We start from the raw sequence: 18,024 nt of genomic DNA on the forward strand, positions 1-18,024 counted from the left end.
TATTTGAGAAAAAACTAGATATTTATGTTAAAATACAAATAAGTTTGTGAAACATTGCACTTAAATAATAGACTTTAACTAGTTAAACTTGATTAAATAGGAGGGCTGTTTTGGGTATCACATTCTTTTTCATATGTATTATATTAGTGGCTTCTATTCTGCAAGCAAGTACAGGTTTTGGCTTTTCCATAATGGCAACCCCTTTCTTACTTATGTTATTTCTACCACAAGAAGCTATACAAATAAACATTATTTTATCTTTAATTATCTCCATTTCACTCATTTGGAAAATAAGAATGGACGTTGATTTTGTTCTACTGAAAAGGTTTATTTTTGGAAGTATAGTTGGTGTTCCTTTTGGCATTTTAATTTTCATTTCCGTTAACATAAACACTTTTAAATTAGCAGTTAGCATCCTACTCTTACTATTAACATTGTTGCTAATATGCAACGTTAAGGTTAGATCAACACAATCTAGAGATTTCATAGCTGGCGGATTATCTGGTCTTTTAACGACAAGTATCGGTATGCCAGGTCCACCCCTGTTACTTTATTTTACAGGAACTAATACTGAAAAAGAGAAGTTAAGAGCAACTACATTAGCTTTTTATCTGTTTATATATTTCATTAGTCTAGTAACTCAAATACTCTTTACTGGCACAAACAAAACCATTTGGGAATCAAGTTTTTATGCCATTCCAATTGTATTTTTAGGTTTGTTTATAGGTCAAATTATTTTTAAATGGCTTAATCAACGGATTTTTAAAATATTTACGTACATTCTTTTAAGTTGTACAGGGGGTTATCTTCTTATTGAAAGTTTGAACTTGTTATAGAAGATGCTTTAGATCGTGCAATAACAGATATGTTCAAACGAAATTATTGCTGTATTTTCCGGCGGGGTATTCCATATCAAAACTTAAATAACTTTATTGACAGTTTACAATTAGCAATAATCTTTCTTTCATAAGGAAAATATTTCAAATCAAATACTAAATAAAACGATAAAAAGCGGCTATTATGCCGCTTTTACTTACTATTGGCATTTCATTCTCATTTTCTATCACTTTTGTAAAAAATTATTAATTTTTATTTCTATGTACATGATAACAAACAAAATACCTAAGTTCAGAAAGAATAAACAACTTTCTGGCCTTAGGTATTTCTCCTTCTCAAAAAGGCAAACCTGCATCACAGGTTTGCCTCTTTACTCACTTCTTATTTAATCCTTTTTCACTTAAAAACTCTTTCATATGCATTCTTTTTTCTTTAGACATAAACGAACTCATTGATTCCGTCCATGTTACGTTTTTCTTGTTTGATGATCTTTCTTTATAATACGCGTTCATCGTTTCATCATATTCGTTTAGTAATTCATCATATTTTTGTTCATCATATCCATTTTCATGAAGAACTGCTGCTACTGGTAAACGTGGTTTAACTCCATGTTCTTCATCTGGTACACCGACTGTCATTCCGAATACAGGATATACTTTATCCGGTAAATGAAGCAGTTCACTCACTTCTCTCGGATTATTACGAATACCACCAATATAACAAATACCGTATCCTAACGATTCTGCTGCTAGTGCTACGTTTTGCGCAAAAAGTGAAGCATCTACCGTCGCAACGATAAAGTCTTCTACTCCCTCATGCTTTATCTCTGTACTATGTTTTTCACATGCAATTTCAAGTCGTTTTAAATCTGCACAACAAACAAAAAATGCTGCACAGTCCTTCACATGGCGATTTCCGGATAGCTCTGCTAGTTTAGCCTTTAATTCCTGATCTGTTACATATATAACAGAATACGCCTGTACAAAATGTGATGAAGCTGCATGTTGCGCAGCATGCACCATCTTTTCTACTACATCTTTCGGAATTGATTCTTCTTTATATTTACGAACTGAAACATGTTGCTCCATCTTATGTATGATCTCATTCATGAAAATCACTCCTTTTTTCTCTTCATAATGAAAAATTAACATATCTTTTTCAATTTTCACAACTTATAAGCACAAAAAGAGCAATTCTTTTTGAATTGCCCTTTTTTAAAACGTTTATCGATACGGTAAATGAAATTATAATTATCTTATTACGCCGTTTTCAAAACTTTAATACCTTTTACGATATTCCAAATGAAGTAGTAAATTCCTACAAGAATGAACACTGCATATGTGATAGCCATTCCAATTCCAGCACCGTCAGATTGATTGAAACCTAAACCGTACATGCCTGATACTGCTAGTCCTCCAAATAAGATTGCGTATGGGAAAACATGTGACCAAAATGCTTTTTTCGCGTGATACTTCACTTCATCTTCTGCAACAAAGTACACGATAATTGGTAGTAAAAATGGTGCAAAAAAGATACTAAAGTAACATAACGAAGATAAAATATTATTTCCTTTCATCCGATTCACCTCTAAATAGTTTTTGTTACCTTCATTATGTCAGGAAATCATTCTAGAAACTATCGCTTTACCTTTCACGAACGTGACATATTTGTAAGATTTTCCTCAAACTAAATCCCGCCTGAGTTTCAGACGGGATCACTTTCACTATATTCGATTCATAAACCAATACTGTGTAATTGCTAAATATTCTCGTACATTCGATGGAATGATGATTGGTTTCGGTGTTTTTGCCGGAAGACCTTCTAATTGTAAACCTTGTTTGGCCGCTATTTTTTTCGCTCTAAACATGTGAAAATCGTTTGTTACGATCATACCTTTTTTCATATCGGCTGGAATTAACGGTTTTGAGAATGTAATATTCTCATCTGTACTCGTAGATTTGTCCTCCATTATAATGCGGTCTTCTGCGATATTTTGTTTTATTAGTCCTTGTTTCATTGCTAATGCTTCTGAAATGTCTTCGCCTTTTCCTTGTCCTCCAGATACGATAGCGATTGTTTTCTCATGTGATTTTAAATATTCAGCTGCTTTATCAATACGATATTGCAATGAATAAGATGGTTTCGTCCCATTTACTTTCGATCCTAGTACAATGATGTAATCAGCATCGTATGTTGCATTCATATGCCCATGCTTATAAATGTGATATTGTAAAAACCCCGCATACACGGCGCAAATTATTATAACAACTAAAATGCCCTTCATTATTTTCTTCTTTCTCATATTCATATACTCCTATTTTCTTTTACTTCCTTCATGATAATATCCATTTATTTGTTTGTATACAGACAAATTCCAATAAACCCTAATTTATCCTCTGAAAGGTAATATTTATATTACTTTCGGGAATAGTAAGTACAACTTTACACGAAGGAGTGTCTCTATTGCTTCTCTTTTTATGTAACGTGTCGTTCTTTTTCATCTTATTTTTGCTATCGCTTAAGTTACTCGGTAAATCCGCGTTAGCGCAACTAACTCCTCATGATTTTGGGGCTATAATTTTTTTATCTTATTTAGCTTTCCAGGCCATACCCGTCTCTGGTGCTTTACAAGCATTTCTCGGTATGGTTGTTATCACATGTTTACATTTACTCCTTACAAAATTAAGCCTATTCAACAAACTAAATCGTTTTATTCTCGGACACCCTATCATTTTAATTAAACATGGTGATATTATTTTTGAGAACTTACAAAAAAGTAGATACCCCATTGCAGAACTGCTTTCTAATCTTCGCGTTGCAGGATATCCAAGTGTTCATGAAATTGAATACGCTATTTTAGAAGCGAACGGCGCTATTAGTATTTTACCAAAAAGAGAACTTGTACCATTAACTCCAAAAGATTTAAACATAGATGTTAAGTATGCTGGATTACCAATTGCACTTATCGTCGATTCACAAATTCAATATGATAACTTAAAGTTAATACATAAAGATGAAAAATGGTTATATAAAGAATTAAAAGAAAAAGGAATTACAAATATTAAAAACGTTGCCTTTGCTTCTGTTCAAGAAACGGATGGATCTTTTGCTATTAGTTTAAAGGAATAAGAAAATCCCCTTAATTGCTTAAGGGGATTTTTTATCATATCGCTTCTTTCTCTCCTGCCATATTTAATGGAACAGGATGTTTCATACGATTCATCGTAAATACGATAATCGCTGTCATTACTTCTGCAACTGGCATAACGAGCCAAATTCCATTTATACCAAATAGTTTCGGCATAATCCATAACAATGGAATAATAAATAGTAATCCTCGGCTCATTATAATAAGTACTGATTTCTTCGTTTGTCGCACTGATTGGAAGTACTCTCCATACACAATGTTATAACCTAAAAATACGTATTGGATAAAGAATAAACTAATACCTGTTAAGGTTAACTCCAATAATTCTGGAGATTGAACATCAAATAAACCAATGATATATTTCCCGAAGAATAATCCGACAATTATCGCAACGCCTCCAAGGACAACTGCAATTTTCACAGCAAACTTCAATCCTTCACGAAGTCTCTCTGATAAATTTGCCCCGTAATGGAAACTAGCAATTGGCTGTAATGCTGCTCCAACACCAAAGAATAATAGTAATGTCATTGCATGAATACTATTCACCATCGCATAGGAAGCTACTCCTACTTCTCCTGCATATTGGACAAATGCGATATTAAAACCAATCGTTACGATTGCAACCGTACTTTCTGCTGTAAAACTTGGGAAACCAATCACCATAATTTGTTTGACAGTATCCCATTCAAAATGAAATTTCGTCCACTTTAAAATACTACTTTTTCTAAAGAAATGGGTTAATAATACAAGGAAACCAATCGCTGCCGAAAGAATAGTCGCTGAGGCAGCACCTGTTACGCCCCATCCAAAGATAAAAATAAAGATATAGTCAAACACTATATTTAATACAGCCGTTACAACAAGACCAGCCATTGCTAAATTAGGATTTCCATCATTTCGTATAAATGTACTTAAAATATTTTCTAAAACGTATATCATTCCAAATGTTAATAATACGTGTAAATAGTCTAACGCATATGGTAGAATCACTTCGTTTGCACCAAATAAGTATGCTAAATCTTCTATTCTCCATAAGCAAATCGCTGCTAAAATCCCTACGATAACAACTGCTACCGTCATTGATTGAGTAAAAATAGACCTTGCTCTTTCTCGTTTATTTTCACCTAATGCAATGGAGTATAACGTTGCCCCGCCCATTCCGATCCATAATGAAATAGAGAAGAAAATCGAAAAGGCTGGAATAGCCACGTTCACTCCTGCTAAACCGTTCGCCCCAACTCCTCTACTAATCATAACCGCGTCAATTACAATATTCACTGACATTAATACCATTCCAAGAACTGCTGGTATTAAATAAGAAATAAATAAGCTTTTAATTGGTTTTTCTCTTAATTTTTCTGTTGCTTCCATACTCTAATATGCTCCTTTTTTTCAACTCTCTTTTCTTAGTTTAAACCTTCAAGTAACTTTAAGGTCAATGGAGAATTAAAAAATAGTTGACTTAATTATCGCGTTTGATGCTCATTTGTAATTATACGAGTCCTATAACTTATTGCTTTGTTTTTTCATTATAGGAATTTGAATTTCTGTTACTTGCTCCTCAGGATCTTCTGTTACAGACCAATCAATTAATGCAATCTCAATTGCATCTCCACTTATTTCGTATCCTTCTTGATCAATATATTTCATTAGCTTCTTATATGTTTCATCAGTTTCTTCATATGGCCCATGATGATATACACAGGCAAACATACCTTCTTTAATTTCATCTGAACTCTGTACTTCAAAAGGCATATAATCCAAAAGAATAAATACACTGCTATATGCTTGAAACTCATTTTGCATTAACCCTTTTTTCGCAACAGTTACACCAATATCTCCAGAAAATAAGCTATCATCCATTTGCCTCATATTTTTTTGCAACGAATGAATGTAGTACTCAAACATATCATCCGTCGTATTCGGGGCAACCGCAATAGCTGTTATTTTTCGCTGCGGGATCTCTTTTATTACCATTTGTTCAGCTTTTGCTTTTGTTGCTTCCTTAATTAAATGAATTCTATGCTCCATTTTCGCCAAAGCATACTCAATTTCTCTTTGTTTCTTCAGCATCATCTCTTGTTGTTTTTCCAGTAAGTTGAGTGCGTATGCTGGATTTCTTTCATCAATATATTTTTTAATTTCCTTTAATGGAATGTTTAATTGGCGTAAAAACTTAATCGTATCTAATAGTGAAAATTGATCGATTGTATAATAACGATAATTCGTTTGAGGATCAACAATGGACGGATGAAAAATTCCTTTTTCATCATAATACCTTAATGTAGATTCTGCGATATTATGCATTTTTGCCATTTCTCCAATTGTAAAACGTTTATTTAATAACATCTTTTATTTCCTTCCATTTCTATTTATTTCATTATATGTTCATTTTGTCTTCAAAACAAAAAAGAATTCCCATACGAGAATTCTTTTTTTACTATTAAACCTCTATTATTATAGGAAGAATCATCGGCTTTCGTTTTGTATTTGTATATATATACTTCCCTAACGCTTCTCTTACCTCCCTTTTCAAAATACCCCAGCTATTCACATTCTCTTTCTTTAAATTATTAATTGTAATAACAGCTAATTTATTTAATTCTCTTAAAAATTCTTCTGAATCACGAACATAGACAAATCCACGAGAAATAATATCAGGACCTGAAATTATTTCTCCATCCACTTTATTAAAAGTAATAACTATAACGAGCATTCCATCTTCTGAAAGTTGTTTACGATCACGTAATAATGCATTTCCAACATCTCCAATTCCTAATCCATCTACATATATATTTCCTGCCTGTATTCTTCTAGATTGAATTGCCACTTCATTACTTATATCTACAACATCTCCATTACGTACGATAAAGATATTTTCCTTTTCAATACCAATTGATTCTGCTAACAAACTATGGTGATGTAGCATTCTAAACTCTCCATGAATTGGAATAAAATATTTTGGCTTCATTAATGTAAGCATTAACTTCAACTCTTCTTGATATGCATGACCGGATACATGCACTCCAGTAGAACTACCTGATCCGTAAATCACCTTTGCTCCTAATGCAAATAAATTATCGATAATTCGAGAAACGTTACGTTCATTTCCTGGGATAGGTGTCGCGGCTATAATAACCGTATCTTCTGGTAAAATATCCACTTGTCTATAGTTTCCACTAGCTAAACGCGCTAAAGCTGCCATTGGTTCTCCTTGACTTCCTGTACAAAGTAATACAACCTGCTTTGGATCTAAACGATTTACCTCATTTGCTTCAATTAACATACCTTCTGGAATATGTAAATAACCTTTCTCTAGAGCAACTTCTACTACATTTACCATACTTCTCCCGAGCAAAGCCAATTTTCGATTTGTTTTTATGCAAGCTTCAACTATTTGCTGAACACGATTCACATTAGAAGCAAATGTAGAAATAATTACTTTTCTATTTGCTTTCATAAATATTTCCTCTACCCGTTCTCCTACTGACCTTTCTGATGGAGTAAAACCTGGGCGTTCTGCATTTGTGCTTTCAGATAATAAAGCTAGTACACCTTCACTTCCTATTTTAGCCATTTTATGAATATCAGGATGTTGATTATTTACTGGTGTTAAATCAAATTTAAAATCACCTGTATGTACTACAGTACCTTCTGGTGTATGAAAAACAATACCGAGACAATCCGGAATACTGTGGTTCGTTTTAAAAAAGGTTGCCTTAATAGAACCACAATCAATTTCTGATTCTGAATGAATAACGATTAATTCCGTATCATTTTGAAGATTGTGTTCCTTTAATTTAATTTCAATTAAACCTAACGTTAACTTTGTTGCATAGATTGGTACATTTAGTTGTTTTAAAAAATATGGTATTCCGCCAATATGGTCCTCATGCCCGTGCGTTACTACTAAACCGCGAATTTTTTCTTTATTTTCTTGCAAATATGTGACGTCTGGAATTATTAAATCAATCCCTAATAAACTTTCATCTGGAAATTTAGATCCACAATCAATGACGACAATATCATTTTCATATTGGATAGCATACATATTTTTTCCTATTTCATTTACTCCACCTAAAGCAACAATAGACAAGTTATTTTTTAATGAATTCAAATGATAAAACCTCCTTTTCACATTTATAATTCGTGAAATAGCATTTAGGCTTTATTATTTGTAATGAAAAAGGACTTCATACTATTTCATACATATAAAAATTCACACACTATTCTTATATGTATATCTCTAATAACACCGTCTCTCTCTAAAAAAGCTCCCATTTTTTCATTGATTTTTTGCAAAATATATTATATATTAATTACAGGTTCAAATTACAAGTTCAAAAGAACTCGTAATCAGACCCTTTTGTTTAATGGGTTTTACATATTTTCATTAGGCAAATTCCGAGAAATCGTATGATAAAACTAAAAATGATGAGGAGAGGATCAGATGGAATTCGAATTTTTCTTTCAAATTGCACTTATTTTATTAAGTACAAAGCTTGCTGGTGATCTTAGTGTTAGATTAGGTCAACCTTCTGTACTAGGTAAATTAATTGTCGGTATCGTTATCGGTCCAGCTGTATTAGGTTGGATTGAAAATTCAGAGCTTCTAACTCAATTAAGTAATGTCGGGGTTATTCTTCTAATGTTTATGGCTGGACTTGAAACAGACTTAGAAGAATTAAACGCCAATCGTAATTCTTCTTTAGCAGTTGCACTCGGAGGTATTATTCTTCCATTCGTAGGTGGTTACGTTTCCGGCCTTGTTATGGGAATGGAACAAGGAAACGCTGTATTCTTAGGATTACTTCTATGTGCGACAAGTGTTAGTATTTCCGTACAAACACTTCGTGATTTAGGTAAAATGAAAACACGTGAAAGTACGACGATGCTTGGAGCCGCTGTATTTGATGATATTCTTGTTGTTATTTTATTAGCATTCGCAATGAGCTTCTTAGGCACTGATGATGTTAACTTAACAATGGTTATCTTGAAGAAAGTAGTATTCTTCGCTTCTATTATTTTAATTGGATGGAAAGGTGTTCCAGCAATTATGCGTTGGTTGTCACCACTGCGCGTATCTGAGTCTATCGTGAGCGCAGCTCTTATCATCTGTTTCTCATTCGCATATTTCGGCGAACTATTAGGAATTGCTGGTATTATCGGTGCTTTCGCTGCTGGTATTGCAATTTCTCAAACAAACTACAAACATGAAGTAGAAAAGAAAGTAGAACCAATTGCTTACGCTATGTTCGTTCCGGTATTCTTCGTTAGTATCGGTATGAATATTACATTTGACGGTATTGGCAATCAAATTTGGTTCATCTTAGCATTAACAGTAATCGCTGTATTAACGAAACTAATTGGTTGTGGTGTTGGTGCACGCATGACTGGATTTGATGCTAAGTCTTCTGCAATTATCGGTTCTGGTATGGTTTCTCGTGGTGAAGTTGCACTTATCATTGCAGGAACAGGACTTTCTTCAGGTCTATTGGCACAAGATTACTTTACAGCAATCGTTATTGTCGTTATTTTAACTACAATGATTACACCACCAATGTTAAAATACACTTTTGGTGCAAAAGATAAAGCAATGAAAGCAAGTAAATAAGTTTACTATAATAAAAGGAGATTGCTATTTTATAAGATAGCAATCTCCTTTTTGTTTTATCTTTAAACAATCTCGTTCTTTTTTAACCATTTTTCAAAAATAGTTCGTGCTTCTTCATCATTGATATCATTACTAAATGAATACACCTTAATACCATAATCATCTATATATTCACCCAGTTTCATTTCCTCCACTTTCTTATAAAAATCGTCTACCTCATAGTGCGGAAGATAAGCATCCCAAACTGGTTCATTTATTCTTTTGTACGCCGTCACTTCTAAATCATATCCGTCTTCATAATATCCGACGTGATAATGTTTGTTCGGATCATATTTATCCATTAAAAGTCCCCTCTACTAAACAAAAGCGAGCCTTATATTAAAGCTCGCTCCTCTCTCTATTTATTAAATACGTTCCATCGCCGTCTTCAACGTTCCAACAACAAAGGCAATTTCTTCACTTGAAATAATAAGCGGCGGTGCTAATGTTAAGACGTTATTATATCCTGCTGTCGTCATACCGTTTCGTCCTATAATAAGCCCTTTTTCTTTACAAGCATTTACGACACTTGCGATTTTGTCGTTATCAATTGGCTCTTTCGTCTCTTTATCATTTACTAATTCAATTCCAACTAATAGACCTTTTCCTCTAATATCCCCAACAAGCGGATGTTCCCCAATTTCATCTTTTAGTTGCTCTAATAAAAGGGAACCCATTTGCGCAGATCGCTCAATTAAATTTTCATTTTCCATAATCTCTAAGTTTTTAAGGGCTAATGCACAAGCTGCTGGATTTCCACCAAATGTATTAATATGTCGGAAGAATTCATACTCTCCCTTCCCTTTAAATGCTTCATATATTTCTTTTTTCACAGCTGTTGCAGATAATGGTAAATATGCGCTCGTAATCCCTTTTGCCATCGTAATAATATCTGGCTTCACATCATAATTCATAAATCCAAATGCTTTTCCTGTACGACCGAAGCCGCAAATCACTTCATCACTAATAAGTAGCGCGCCGTGTTTTTGACACGTCTCATGAACAGCTTTCATATAGTCTTGTGGTGGCATTAAAATGCCCCCACCTGTAATAATTGGTTCCATAATAAACGCGGCAATTGTTTCACTTAATTCCCACGTCATAACACGATCGACTTCTTTCACACATTCTACATCATAAATATGCTGCCCTTCAATCCCAGGCATACGGTAACAATCCGGTGGTGTTACGTGTAAAAAGCCTGAAGCAAACGGCTCATATTGATATCTACGCTGCGCTTGTCCCGTCGCTGCCATTGTCGCCATTGTATTCCCATGATACCCACGATAACGTGACATAAATTTATAACGATGTGGTTCACCTTTTTGCGCATAGTATTGCCTTGCTATTTTAAAAGCTGTTTCGTTCGCTTCTGAACCACTATTTGAGAAGAAAATAACATACTCTCCCCCAAGCCACTCATTTAACTTTTCAGCAAGCTTTATAGCTGGTTCATGAGATTGTGACATTGGAAAGTATGATAATGTTTGTAATTGCTTATAAGCCGCTTCTGCGAGCTCCTTTCTTCCATATCCACTATTCACACACCAAAGACCACTCATACCATCTAAATATCTTTTTCCTTGTATATCTTCAACCCAGCACCCTTCAGCTTTTGCCCCTACCATTGTACTATTTGGACTAAAGGGACGCATTCCGTGCCAAACATATTGCTCATCTTTTGCTAATAATTCATCAGTTTGCTTCGTTTTCATCATTACTTCCACCTTCCATAACAACTTATTTTTCACAAAAGCTGCGCTGGTGCCATGATGACTTAAATTTCTCCCTGCTATTTTCATTCCACAAAATTAAGACAAATCCTACTTACAAATCAGTAATATTTACAAGAAAATGACAAAAGAAAAAAGAGCTTTTCTTATCTATCGAAAAGCTCCTCTTTTATTTAATGTGAAGACGCATCACTAATACCGTGACCAGTATTAGATTTCACAAGAATTTCATCAAATTTCGCTGCATCTTCTTTCTTACTAGATAAAACAGTTCCTAAATATGCTGCAAGAAATCCGAGCGGAATTGAAATAATTCCTGGTGTCGTATATGGGAATATCGCTTCCCCAACAAAAATAGCTTTTCCAGCTACAGGGTTCCAAACATTCGGACTCAACGCTACGAGAACAATTGCTGATACGAGCCCTACAATCATACCGGAAATAGCACCCGTTGTATTAAAACGCTTCCAATATATTGTAAATAAAATCACTGGTAGATTTGCACTCGCTGCAACTGCAAATGCTAATGATACTAAAAATGCTACGTTTAATGTTTGGGCAAATAATGCAAGTATGATAGATAATATCGCTACTCCAATAGATGCATACCGAGCCATAGATACTTGCTCTTTTTCCGATGATTTCCCTTTGCGAATGATCTCATTATAAAAATCATGAGCGAATGCTGATGCTGCCGTTAATACGAGACCTGCCACTACAGCCAAAATTGTTGCAAAAGCAATTGCTGATACGAAAGCAAATAAGAAGTCTCCACCTAACGCTTTGGCTAATAAAGGTGCTGCCATATTACCCGCTGGGTTCGCTTTAATAATCGCTTCATTTCCTACAAACGCTGCCGCACCAAATCCTAAGAAAATCGTCATAATATAAAATGCACCAATTAACCATGTCGCATATACGACAGATTGACGTGCAGTTTTTGCATCACGTACTGTAAAAAAGCGGACAAGTATATGTGGTAATCCAGCTGTACCAAGTACTAGTCCTAAATTTAAAGAAAGTGTATCAAGGCCATCCTTATACTTTACACCTGGATTTAAAAATGAATCTTTTAATGGTGTAGCTGTTTTCATTTGGGTAAACATTTCAGTCACGCTGAAGTTGAATTTTGCGAAAACGATAACAGAAATAATAAACGTACCGGCCATAAGTAATACAGCCTTTACAATTTGTACCCAGCTCGTTGCTGTCATACCACCAAAAATAACATACACCGTCATAAGTGTTCCAACGATTAATACAGATGTCGTATATTCAATCCCTAATAATAATTTAATAAGTGCACCCGCGCCAACTAATTGTGCAATCATATAAAAGATAGAAATCGTCATCGTATTAAGAGCTGCAACTCCGCGAACTTTTTTCGCGTCAAAGCGTGCTGCAATCATATCCGCCAAAGTGTACTTTCCTAAATTTCTAAGCGGTTCTGCAACAAGATATAGTACAACTAAATAAGCAACTAAAAAACCGATACTATAAAAGAATCCATCAAACCCAGTTAATGCGATTGCTCCGGCTATACCGAGAAATGAAGCAGCAGACATGTAATCTCCAGCAATGGCCAGACCATTTTGCCAACCAGTTAATCCCCCTCCAGCCGTATAAAATTCACTCGCATTTTTCGTTTTTTTCGATGCAAAATAGGTTATGACGAGCGTACCAAGAACAATAATTAAAAATAGTGCAAATGCAGTAGTATTCAAGTTCAGCCCCTCCCTTTTTGCATATCTTGCAAAATTTTTCGGGAGATTTCATCAAATGATTCTGCTTTTTTACTATAAATCATACATAGTGCCCATGTCATAATAAATTGGGAAAAAGCAAATACCCACGCCCATGTAACGTCACCAAATGCAGGTGTATTAAGCACCTTTGAATACGATGTTAAAATAGGTAATGCGATAAAAAAACTAAAAAAGAAAATACTCATTGGAATGATAAACTTCTTTTTCGTATTTAATAACAATTGAAATTCTTCCGACTGAACGACCTCTGTATAATTCACCTCATTTTGCAACTTACGTGCTGACGTATCGTCTCGTTTCATTAACCGATCCCCTCTCTTACTTAAAATACACTTCCCCCTTGCGTACCTAAAGACTAAATTTTATAAATATTCAGAAACTTACATTCATTTTAGACAATCCATGCATTCATGCAAAGATTTTTTGATAGACATTTTTCGGCAATTTCCCCTAAATTTTTAATATACTTTTTCAAAATAAAGTGACACCTTACTTATTTATCCTCATTAAGACAAAAGCAGTGCTTAACGCACTACTTTTGTCTTTTTTTCCTTTTCTAAATTACGAGCCGTTTCGCTTAACTCAACATCTTTTCCATCTTTAAGTGTTCCAAATATAAAATCGAATACTGGATTTGAAACACCAAACCAAAACTTTTCGTTTTTATAATGATGTAATATATGTTGTTTTTTTAGCCATCTTCCAAACTTAGTGACGGGACGAATCGGTCTATGAGCAATATAATGTTTCCATTCGTAAACGAGCAGCATAATAATCATTCCGATTCCAAATGAAAGTGCAATAGTAACACTTTTTGTAATACCATATGCTATAAGTAAATATATAGTAAAACTAGGTATACTAAACCATACAGGTAAAAACAAAAGTTTTAAATCATCTGGATATACGTGGTGATCATAATGCAATCTTCTTAACATTTTTAATAGAAATGTGTTTTTAGGTGGCTTTATATGGAATAAAAAACGATGTGTCATATATTCATTAAGTGTATAGAAAACAATCCCAAACATACATGCTAACATGCCAAACCACGTAAAAAATTGCATTTTTAAAATAATAATGAAAATAAATAGAATGCTATACATAATAACAATATCATGTTGTAAAAAGAACTCTTTCCCCACTTTCTTCATCTTGTTTCCCCCTTTTCAAAAAAAACAGCCGCAACATATCGTTACGACTATTTCTTTTCTATTCTTATTCTATTCACTTTACAAATTTGCCTGCTGTTCTATTGCCGAGAAAAAATTGTTTGATCCAAATATATTTTGCTTCGGAATAATATGTTCCACTGCAAACACTGTTACTTCTCCTCTTTGCACTTCTCCAATAATGAGCCCAAATATTTCATGATTTACTGCAAACGTCGGTTGCTTTGTTTGTAACAATCTTGCAGCATTATGAAATACCGCTTCATATAGTGGATTTCTATCAGTAATTTCTTTTCGGATTTTTGGCGCTAACGTAATTATAATTTCTTTTCCGTCAATAGTGGTTCGATACATAAAAATCTCCCCTTCAATCTTATGTGAACAACTGTAAAGCTTTGTATGCAAAATGTATAGAATAACCTACTAAAATAATACCTGCTCCGGCTGTTATGTAGCCAAGCGCTTTTGGTTTTAATAAAGTTCTTCCAAAATGTACAGAAAAAGCAATATTTAAATTCCATAAAATAATACCAACAATAATGCAAAGACTGTACAAAAAAGCTTCTTGTTTCGTTACCTTCGTAAGTAATGAGCTAAGTGTACTTCCGTATATACCAAACCAAAAAACAAGATTTAATGGATTGGATATCGCAATTAAAAATCCTGCCATAAACGATTGCTTAAGGCCACCTACCTCTTCTTTTTTATATTCCATATTCGATTCGAAAATTCCTTGTTTTACACTTTGAAATCCTAAATAAAATAACAAGAAAAAACCCGTGCAATACATGAAGGCTTGTACATATGTATACATAAACACAGAAGATAAACCGAAATAAATGAGAAGCATAAATAAAACATCTGCAGTCATTCCACCAATTCCAACAATCCAAGCGTGCCAAAAACCACGTTCAATTCCTCGTTTTAACATTTCAATATTAATCGGCCCTACTGGCGCAGCTAATGATATACCTAATACGATTTGCTGTATAATTGCTCCAATCATCGCTCTATCCTTTCTACTCTCTTTACTACTAGTTAATGATGTAATTTTAAAAAATAGACTAGCTTTCATAATAAAATACCCTTTTTTATCCAAAATATACAAAAGAGCCATCTAGATGATGGCTCTTACTTTTCTATCCTATGAAGAAAAGGACATTTCCCTTTTATTGGCTCTACATCGTCTCCTATGAAATATTGTTTCCATTCACGATGCTCTGGGTCACCATAATGACTAATGTTAGGATGTTTCGGCAATTGATCCCACTTTTCAACTCGCTCACGGACCATTTGTCTTGAATATGCTCCTTTAGGACGATCTCCCTCTAATCCATCAAAAATAGTGCGTGGCTGAAACCCAATAACGAGTGAATTCCCTAAATGTCTAGTTTTTCGTTGTTTATAAGCTGGCGCATTTCCAAATGCGAATATTGGCTCACCACCAAATGAAAATTCCCATAAATAATGGTCTGGGTCTTCAGGAATTTGCTTTGGCCATGCTTGATTATCGTTTTCATGTAAATACTGTAACACTTTCCAAAAAGAATCACGGTAATATTCGAGTGATTGTTCTTCACATTCCGGTTCTACAAAAAGGAAAAAGCCCCTTCTTACAATCGGTCTCTCTTTCATTAACTCTAAAAAAGATAACATTGTATGCGGCAAATGACTCCAATCATTATGAGAAAGAAATGAATAACGAAGTTCATTCTTTTTCAAAGCTGTTAAACCGAAATAACATGGAAAAGTTGGTTCTAACACAACATTTGAAAAAATCTCAAATTCTTTTGCAACCCAATCCGGTATGTCGGTTCTCGTTCTCATTCCTTCATTATCTAATAAGTAAGACTTATTCATTCTTTCACCTCATTATGTATAGCATTCAATTAAGAATATTACATACTCGGCCTGTCCTATACCTATTTAAAAATTTGACTGGAAAATTATTTAAAAATACAAAAAAATAAAATCGCTTACTTGACTAAATTCTCCCAATTCGTGTATATTTAAATTAATCATTTAGCAGAATATTCAAGAATATAGCATTTTTAGTTTATATTATTTTTTTAATGAATTTCACTAAATGAAAATAGTAAACGCTTTTAGGAGGAATTGTAACATGCAAGGAAAAGTAAAATGGTTTAACAACGAAAAAGGTTTTGGATTTATCGAAATGGAAGGCGCTGACGATGTATTCGTACATTTCTCTGCTATTCAAGGAGACGGCTACAAAGCTTTAGAAGAAGGTCAAGAAGTATCTTTCGACATTACTGAAGGTAACCGCGGACCTCAAGCTGCTAACGTAGTAAAACTTTAATCCAACATATAACAGGAGGTTGCCTTACTTGGTAACCTCCTTTGTTATTCCTTTGTATATTTCCGTTTTACAGAGCAAAAACTATGTGAAATGCGCACTATACAAAGGAGGAATTATTAATGGGATCAGAAGTAAATGATTTTGAAGAAGTGAAATTCCGTGTAGAAACAGCACAAAAAATGGTAGGATCAGCAACAATTTCAATGGATCCAGATACATTAGAGCATGCTACTACTGCTGTAGAAGCAGCTCGCTCTCAGCTTGAAATTATGAAATCTGTTGCAACTGATTTAGATGAGCCATTTTTAATGAATGAGGAAAAGAAATTAAATAAATGTGAGCATCAACTAAACGAAGCAAGACACTAAAAAACATCCAGAGATATATTCTCTGGATGTTTTTTCATGACAACTGTTCTCCATACTTTTTCAATGTTTCTCCAACTGTACATTGCCGTATACAAAATGAATGGGCATAATATTTACTATTTGTCTTTCGATTATGTTCTCGCAAGAAACATCCTTCACAATACGTTTCTAATAAGTCATTTACCTCTGTAATGAGTTGCTTTTTATCCACCTTTGCACCTCTCTATTCAGTTATTTCTTTATGACTATCAATAACTGTTCCTTCCAATGCTTGCGTAGCTAATTGATGTGCTTCTTTATTTTGTTTTCTAGATATTGGTTCACATATAAGTTTTAATTTCATTTGCTTCGCCTTTTGTTCAATTTGATCTAAATAATGGTTTAAATGCTCATCATAACAAGGCCATTCTCCGGCTAATTGCTGCAGTACAACTTGAGAATCACCGTGAAGTGTGACTGCTTCATACTTAACCCCTAATTCCTCGAGTATATTCATACCGTATAGTAACGATGCATATTCCGCTTCATTATTATCATATATACCTTCTATATATGCATTGCGGCGAATCCGGTAGTTTGTATTTCCTTTTTTATAATACACACATATACCAACGCCAGCTTCTTTCGTTTGCACATCATATCCCCCATCAAAATAAACGAGTATTTCTTGGGGATCTTCCTCTACTTGCTTACTTAACTTTTTCATCTCTTTTAATGACCATTCTGCGTCCATTTCATCATAAAATGAAATTTCTTTTACTCTTCCTGTTTTCTCAAAATCCTCTGCAAATTGAAGTACTTCTTCTATGTTCATATACTCTGTTGTTAATTCCGTCTGAAATCCGCGCTTCGTTTTATACAACCAATGAATTTTATATTTCATACTACATTCCCCTTATGTAAGACTTCTTATTTATCCGGCTAATTGAAGCCTCACTTTATTTTATTATATTTTATCAAGAGTCACAGTATTATATTCAATATAATCACATACAAAAAGAGCCATCCTATATAAGGAATAGCTCTT

General features: G+C 34.0%; 21 protein-coding genes. 5 read left to right on the top strand and 16 right to left on the bottom strand.

Going from position 1 to position 18,024, the window contains the following annotated elements; all coding sequences use genetic code 11:
• Positions 1-110 precede the first annotated feature (110 nt).
• Positions 111-836, top strand: coding sequence for a sulfite exporter TauE/SafE family protein (locus B9A45_RS21715; RefSeq protein WP_000513080.1), 726 nt, complete (start codon positions 111-113; stop codon positions 834-836).
• Between the two features lie 375 nt (positions 837-1,211).
• Here the strand turns inward: B9A45_RS21715 and nfsA are convergent, their stop codons facing one another.
• The 3 genes from nfsA to B9A45_RS21730 all read right to left on the bottom strand — a co-directional run bounded on the left by nfsA (position 1,212) and on the right by B9A45_RS21730 (position 3,139).
• On the bottom strand, positions 1,212-1,946 hold the full coding sequence (gene nfsA, locus B9A45_RS21720) for an oxygen-insensitive NADPH nitroreductase (RefSeq protein WP_084065017.1): 735 nt from the start codon (positions 1,944-1,946) through the stop codon (positions 1,212-1,214).
• A 149-nt stretch (positions 1,947-2,095) separates the two neighbouring features.
• On the bottom strand, positions 2,096-2,413 hold the full coding sequence (locus B9A45_RS21725; protein ID WP_000678055.1) for a magnetosome magnetite crystal formation protein family: 318 nt from the start codon (positions 2,411-2,413) through the stop codon (positions 2,096-2,098).
• A gap of 147 nt (positions 2,414-2,560) precedes the next feature.
• The gene (locus B9A45_RS21730) at positions 2,561-3,139 is read right to left on the bottom strand and encodes a YdcF family protein (RefSeq protein WP_001227673.1); all 579 of its coding nucleotides are present in this window, start codon (positions 3,137-3,139) and stop codon (positions 2,561-2,563) included.
• A gap of 161 nt (positions 3,140-3,300) precedes the next feature.
• On the opposite strand from B9A45_RS21730, the gene B9A45_RS21735 reads away from it, so the two are divergent.
• Entirely contained in the window at positions 3,301-3,966 is a 666-nt protein-coding gene (locus tag B9A45_RS21735; RefSeq protein ID WP_000923922.1) for a DUF421 domain-containing protein, read from the top strand.
• Positions 3,967-4,000: 34 nt separating this feature from the next.
• Here B9A45_RS21735 and B9A45_RS21740 read toward each other — a convergent pair whose 3' ends face one another.
• From B9A45_RS21740 to B9A45_RS21750, 3 genes are all read right to left on the bottom strand, one after another.
• On the bottom strand, positions 4,001-5,356 hold the full coding sequence (locus B9A45_RS21740) for an MATE family efflux transporter (protein ID WP_000388390.1): 1,356 nt from the start codon (positions 5,354-5,356) through the stop codon (positions 4,001-4,003).
• A gap of 132 nt (positions 5,357-5,488) precedes the next feature.
• Entirely contained in the window at positions 5,489-6,334 is an 846-nt protein-coding gene (locus tag B9A45_RS21745; protein WP_000925910.1) for a MerR family transcriptional regulator, read from the bottom strand.
• Positions 6,335-6,428: 94 nt separating this feature from the next.
• Positions 6,429-8,102, bottom strand: coding sequence for a ribonuclease J (locus tag B9A45_RS21750; RefSeq protein ID WP_053514220.1), 1,674 nt, complete (start codon positions 8,100-8,102; stop codon positions 6,429-6,431).
• A 333-nt stretch (positions 8,103-8,435) separates the two neighbouring features.
• On the opposite strand from B9A45_RS21750, the gene B9A45_RS21755 reads away from it, so the two are divergent.
• On the top strand, positions 8,436-9,599 hold the full coding sequence (locus B9A45_RS21755) for a cation:proton antiporter (protein ID WP_000393905.1): 1,164 nt from the start codon (positions 8,436-8,438) through the stop codon (positions 9,597-9,599).
• A gap of 62 nt (positions 9,600-9,661) precedes the next feature.
• Here the strand turns inward: B9A45_RS21755 and B9A45_RS21760 are convergent, their stop codons facing one another.
• The 8 genes from B9A45_RS21760 to B9A45_RS21795 all read right to left on the bottom strand — a co-directional run bounded on the left by B9A45_RS21760 (position 9,662) and on the right by B9A45_RS21795 (position 16,169).
• On the bottom strand, positions 9,662-9,940 hold the full coding sequence (locus tag B9A45_RS21760; RefSeq protein WP_084065021.1) for a DUF3986 family protein: 279 nt from the start codon (positions 9,938-9,940) through the stop codon (positions 9,662-9,664).
• 63 nt (positions 9,941-10,003) lie between these two features.
• Positions 10,004-11,353, bottom strand: coding sequence for an aspartate aminotransferase family protein (locus B9A45_RS21765; RefSeq protein ID WP_142263079.1), 1,350 nt, complete (start codon positions 11,351-11,353; stop codon positions 10,004-10,006).
• 191 nt (positions 11,354-11,544) lie between these two features.
• The gene (locus B9A45_RS21770) at positions 11,545-13,095 is read right to left on the bottom strand and encodes a solute symporter family protein (RefSeq protein WP_084065029.1); all 1,551 of its coding nucleotides are present in this window, start codon (positions 13,093-13,095) and stop codon (positions 11,545-11,547) included.
• 2 nt (positions 13,096-13,097) lie between these two features.
• Positions 13,098-13,439 (bottom strand): DUF485 domain-containing protein, encoded by a 342-nt coding sequence (locus B9A45_RS21775; protein WP_000817366.1) that lies wholly within the window; start codon positions 13,437-13,439, stop codon positions 13,098-13,100.
• Positions 13,440-13,661: 222 nt separating this feature from the next.
• The gene (locus tag B9A45_RS21780; RefSeq protein ID WP_000755396.1) at positions 13,662-14,291 is read right to left on the bottom strand and encodes a sterol desaturase family protein; all 630 of its coding nucleotides are present in this window, start codon (positions 14,289-14,291) and stop codon (positions 13,662-13,664) included.
• A gap of 78 nt (positions 14,292-14,369) precedes the next feature.
• On the bottom strand, positions 14,370-14,663 hold the full coding sequence (locus B9A45_RS21785; RefSeq protein ID WP_000286362.1) for a hypothetical protein: 294 nt from the start codon (positions 14,661-14,663) through the stop codon (positions 14,370-14,372).
• Between the two features lie 19 nt (positions 14,664-14,682).
• Positions 14,683-15,426 (bottom strand): LysE family transporter, encoded by a 744-nt coding sequence (locus B9A45_RS21790; RefSeq protein ID WP_142263080.1) that lies wholly within the window; start codon positions 15,424-15,426, stop codon positions 14,683-14,685.
• Between the two features lie 14 nt (positions 15,427-15,440).
• Entirely contained in the window at positions 15,441-16,169 is a 729-nt protein-coding gene (locus B9A45_RS21795) for a YqcI/YcgG family protein (RefSeq protein ID WP_001043769.1), read from the bottom strand.
• A gap of 262 nt (positions 16,170-16,431) precedes the next feature.
• Between B9A45_RS21795 and cspB the strand changes: the two genes are divergently transcribed.
• The gene (gene cspB / locus B9A45_RS21800; RefSeq protein ID WP_001161731.1) at positions 16,432-16,629 is read left to right on the top strand and encodes a cold shock-like protein CspB; all 198 of its coding nucleotides are present in this window, start codon (positions 16,432-16,434) and stop codon (positions 16,627-16,629) included.
• A 119-nt stretch (positions 16,630-16,748) separates the two neighbouring features.
• Positions 16,749-16,997 carry a DUF2564 family protein gene (locus B9A45_RS21805; protein WP_000534392.1) on the top strand — a complete coding sequence of 83 codons (249 nt, stop codon included), beginning with the start codon at positions 16,749-16,751 and terminating at the stop codon, positions 16,995-16,997.
• 34 nt (positions 16,998-17,031) lie between these two features.
• On the opposite strand, the gene B9A45_RS21810 is transcribed toward B9A45_RS21805, so the two are convergent.
• Complete coding sequence (locus B9A45_RS21810) at positions 17,032-17,208, bottom strand: zinc-finger domain-containing protein (RefSeq protein ID WP_000358801.1); 177 nt, start codon at positions 17,206-17,208, stop codon at positions 17,032-17,034.
• Positions 17,209-17,220: 12 nt separating this feature from the next.
• Positions 17,221-17,880: a ribonuclease H family protein gene (locus tag B9A45_RS21815; protein WP_084065033.1), complete on the bottom strand. Its 660-nt coding sequence runs from the start codon at positions 17,878-17,880 to the stop codon at positions 17,221-17,223.
• Between the last annotated feature and the right edge of the window lie 144 nt (positions 17,881-18,024).

It is taken from the genome of Bacillus sp. JKS001846 (assembly GCF_900176455.1).
Lineage (GTDB): Bacteria > Bacillota > Bacilli > Bacillales > Bacillaceae_G > Bacillus_A > Bacillus_A cereus.

Coding starts and splice junctions, on each gene's coding strand:
- nfsA (WP_084065017.1), bottom strand. CDS start 1,946: ATGAATGAGATCATACATAAGATGGAGCAACATGTTTCAGTTCGTAAA.
- B9A45_RS21725 (WP_000678055.1), bottom strand. CDS start 2,413: ATGAAAGGAAATAATATTTTATCTTCGTTATGTTACTTTAGTATCTTT.
- B9A45_RS21730 (WP_001227673.1), bottom strand. CDS start 3,139: ATGAGAAAGAAGAAAATAATGAAGGGCATTTTAGTTGTTATAATAATT.
- B9A45_RS21740 (WP_000388390.1), bottom strand. CDS start 5,356: ATGGAAGCAACAGAAAAATTAAGAGAAAAACCAATTAAAAGCTTATTT.
- B9A45_RS21745 (WP_000925910.1), bottom strand. CDS start 6,334: ATGTTATTAAATAAACGTTTTACAATTGGAGAAATGGCAAAAATGCAT.
- B9A45_RS21755 (WP_000393905.1), top strand. CDS start 8,436: ATGGAATTCGAATTTTTCTTTCAAATTGCACTTATTTTATTAAGTACA.
- B9A45_RS21760 (WP_084065021.1), bottom strand. CDS start 9,940: ATGGATAAATATGATCCGAACAAACATTATCACGTCGGATATTATGAA.
- B9A45_RS21765 (WP_142263079.1), bottom strand. CDS start 11,353: ATGAAAACGAAGCAAACTGATGAATTATTAGCAAAAGATGAGCAATAT.
- B9A45_RS21775 (WP_000817366.1), bottom strand. CDS start 13,439: ATGAAACGAGACGATACGTCAGCACGTAAGTTGCAAAATGAGGTGAAT.
- B9A45_RS21780 (WP_000755396.1), bottom strand. CDS start 14,291: ATGAAGAAAGTGGGGAAAGAGTTCTTTTTACAACATGATATTGTTATT.
- B9A45_RS21785 (WP_000286362.1), bottom strand. CDS start 14,663: ATGTATCGAACCACTATTGACGGAAAAGAAATTATAATTACGTTAGCG.
- B9A45_RS21790 (WP_142263080.1), bottom strand. CDS start 15,426: ATGGCTCTTTTGTATATTTTGGATAAAAAAGGGTATTTTATTATGAAA.
- B9A45_RS21795 (WP_001043769.1), bottom strand. CDS start 16,169: ATGAATAAGTCTTACTTATTAGATAATGAAGGAATGAGAACGAGAACC.
- cspB (WP_001161731.1), top strand. CDS start 16,432: ATGCAAGGAAAAGTAAAATGGTTTAACAACGAAAAAGGTTTTGGATTT.
- B9A45_RS21805 (WP_000534392.1), top strand. CDS start 16,749: ATGGGATCAGAAGTAAATGATTTTGAAGAAGTGAAATTCCGTGTAGAA.
- B9A45_RS21815 (WP_084065033.1), bottom strand. CDS start 17,880: ATGAAATATAAAATTCATTGGTTGTATAAAACGAAGCGCGGATTTCAG.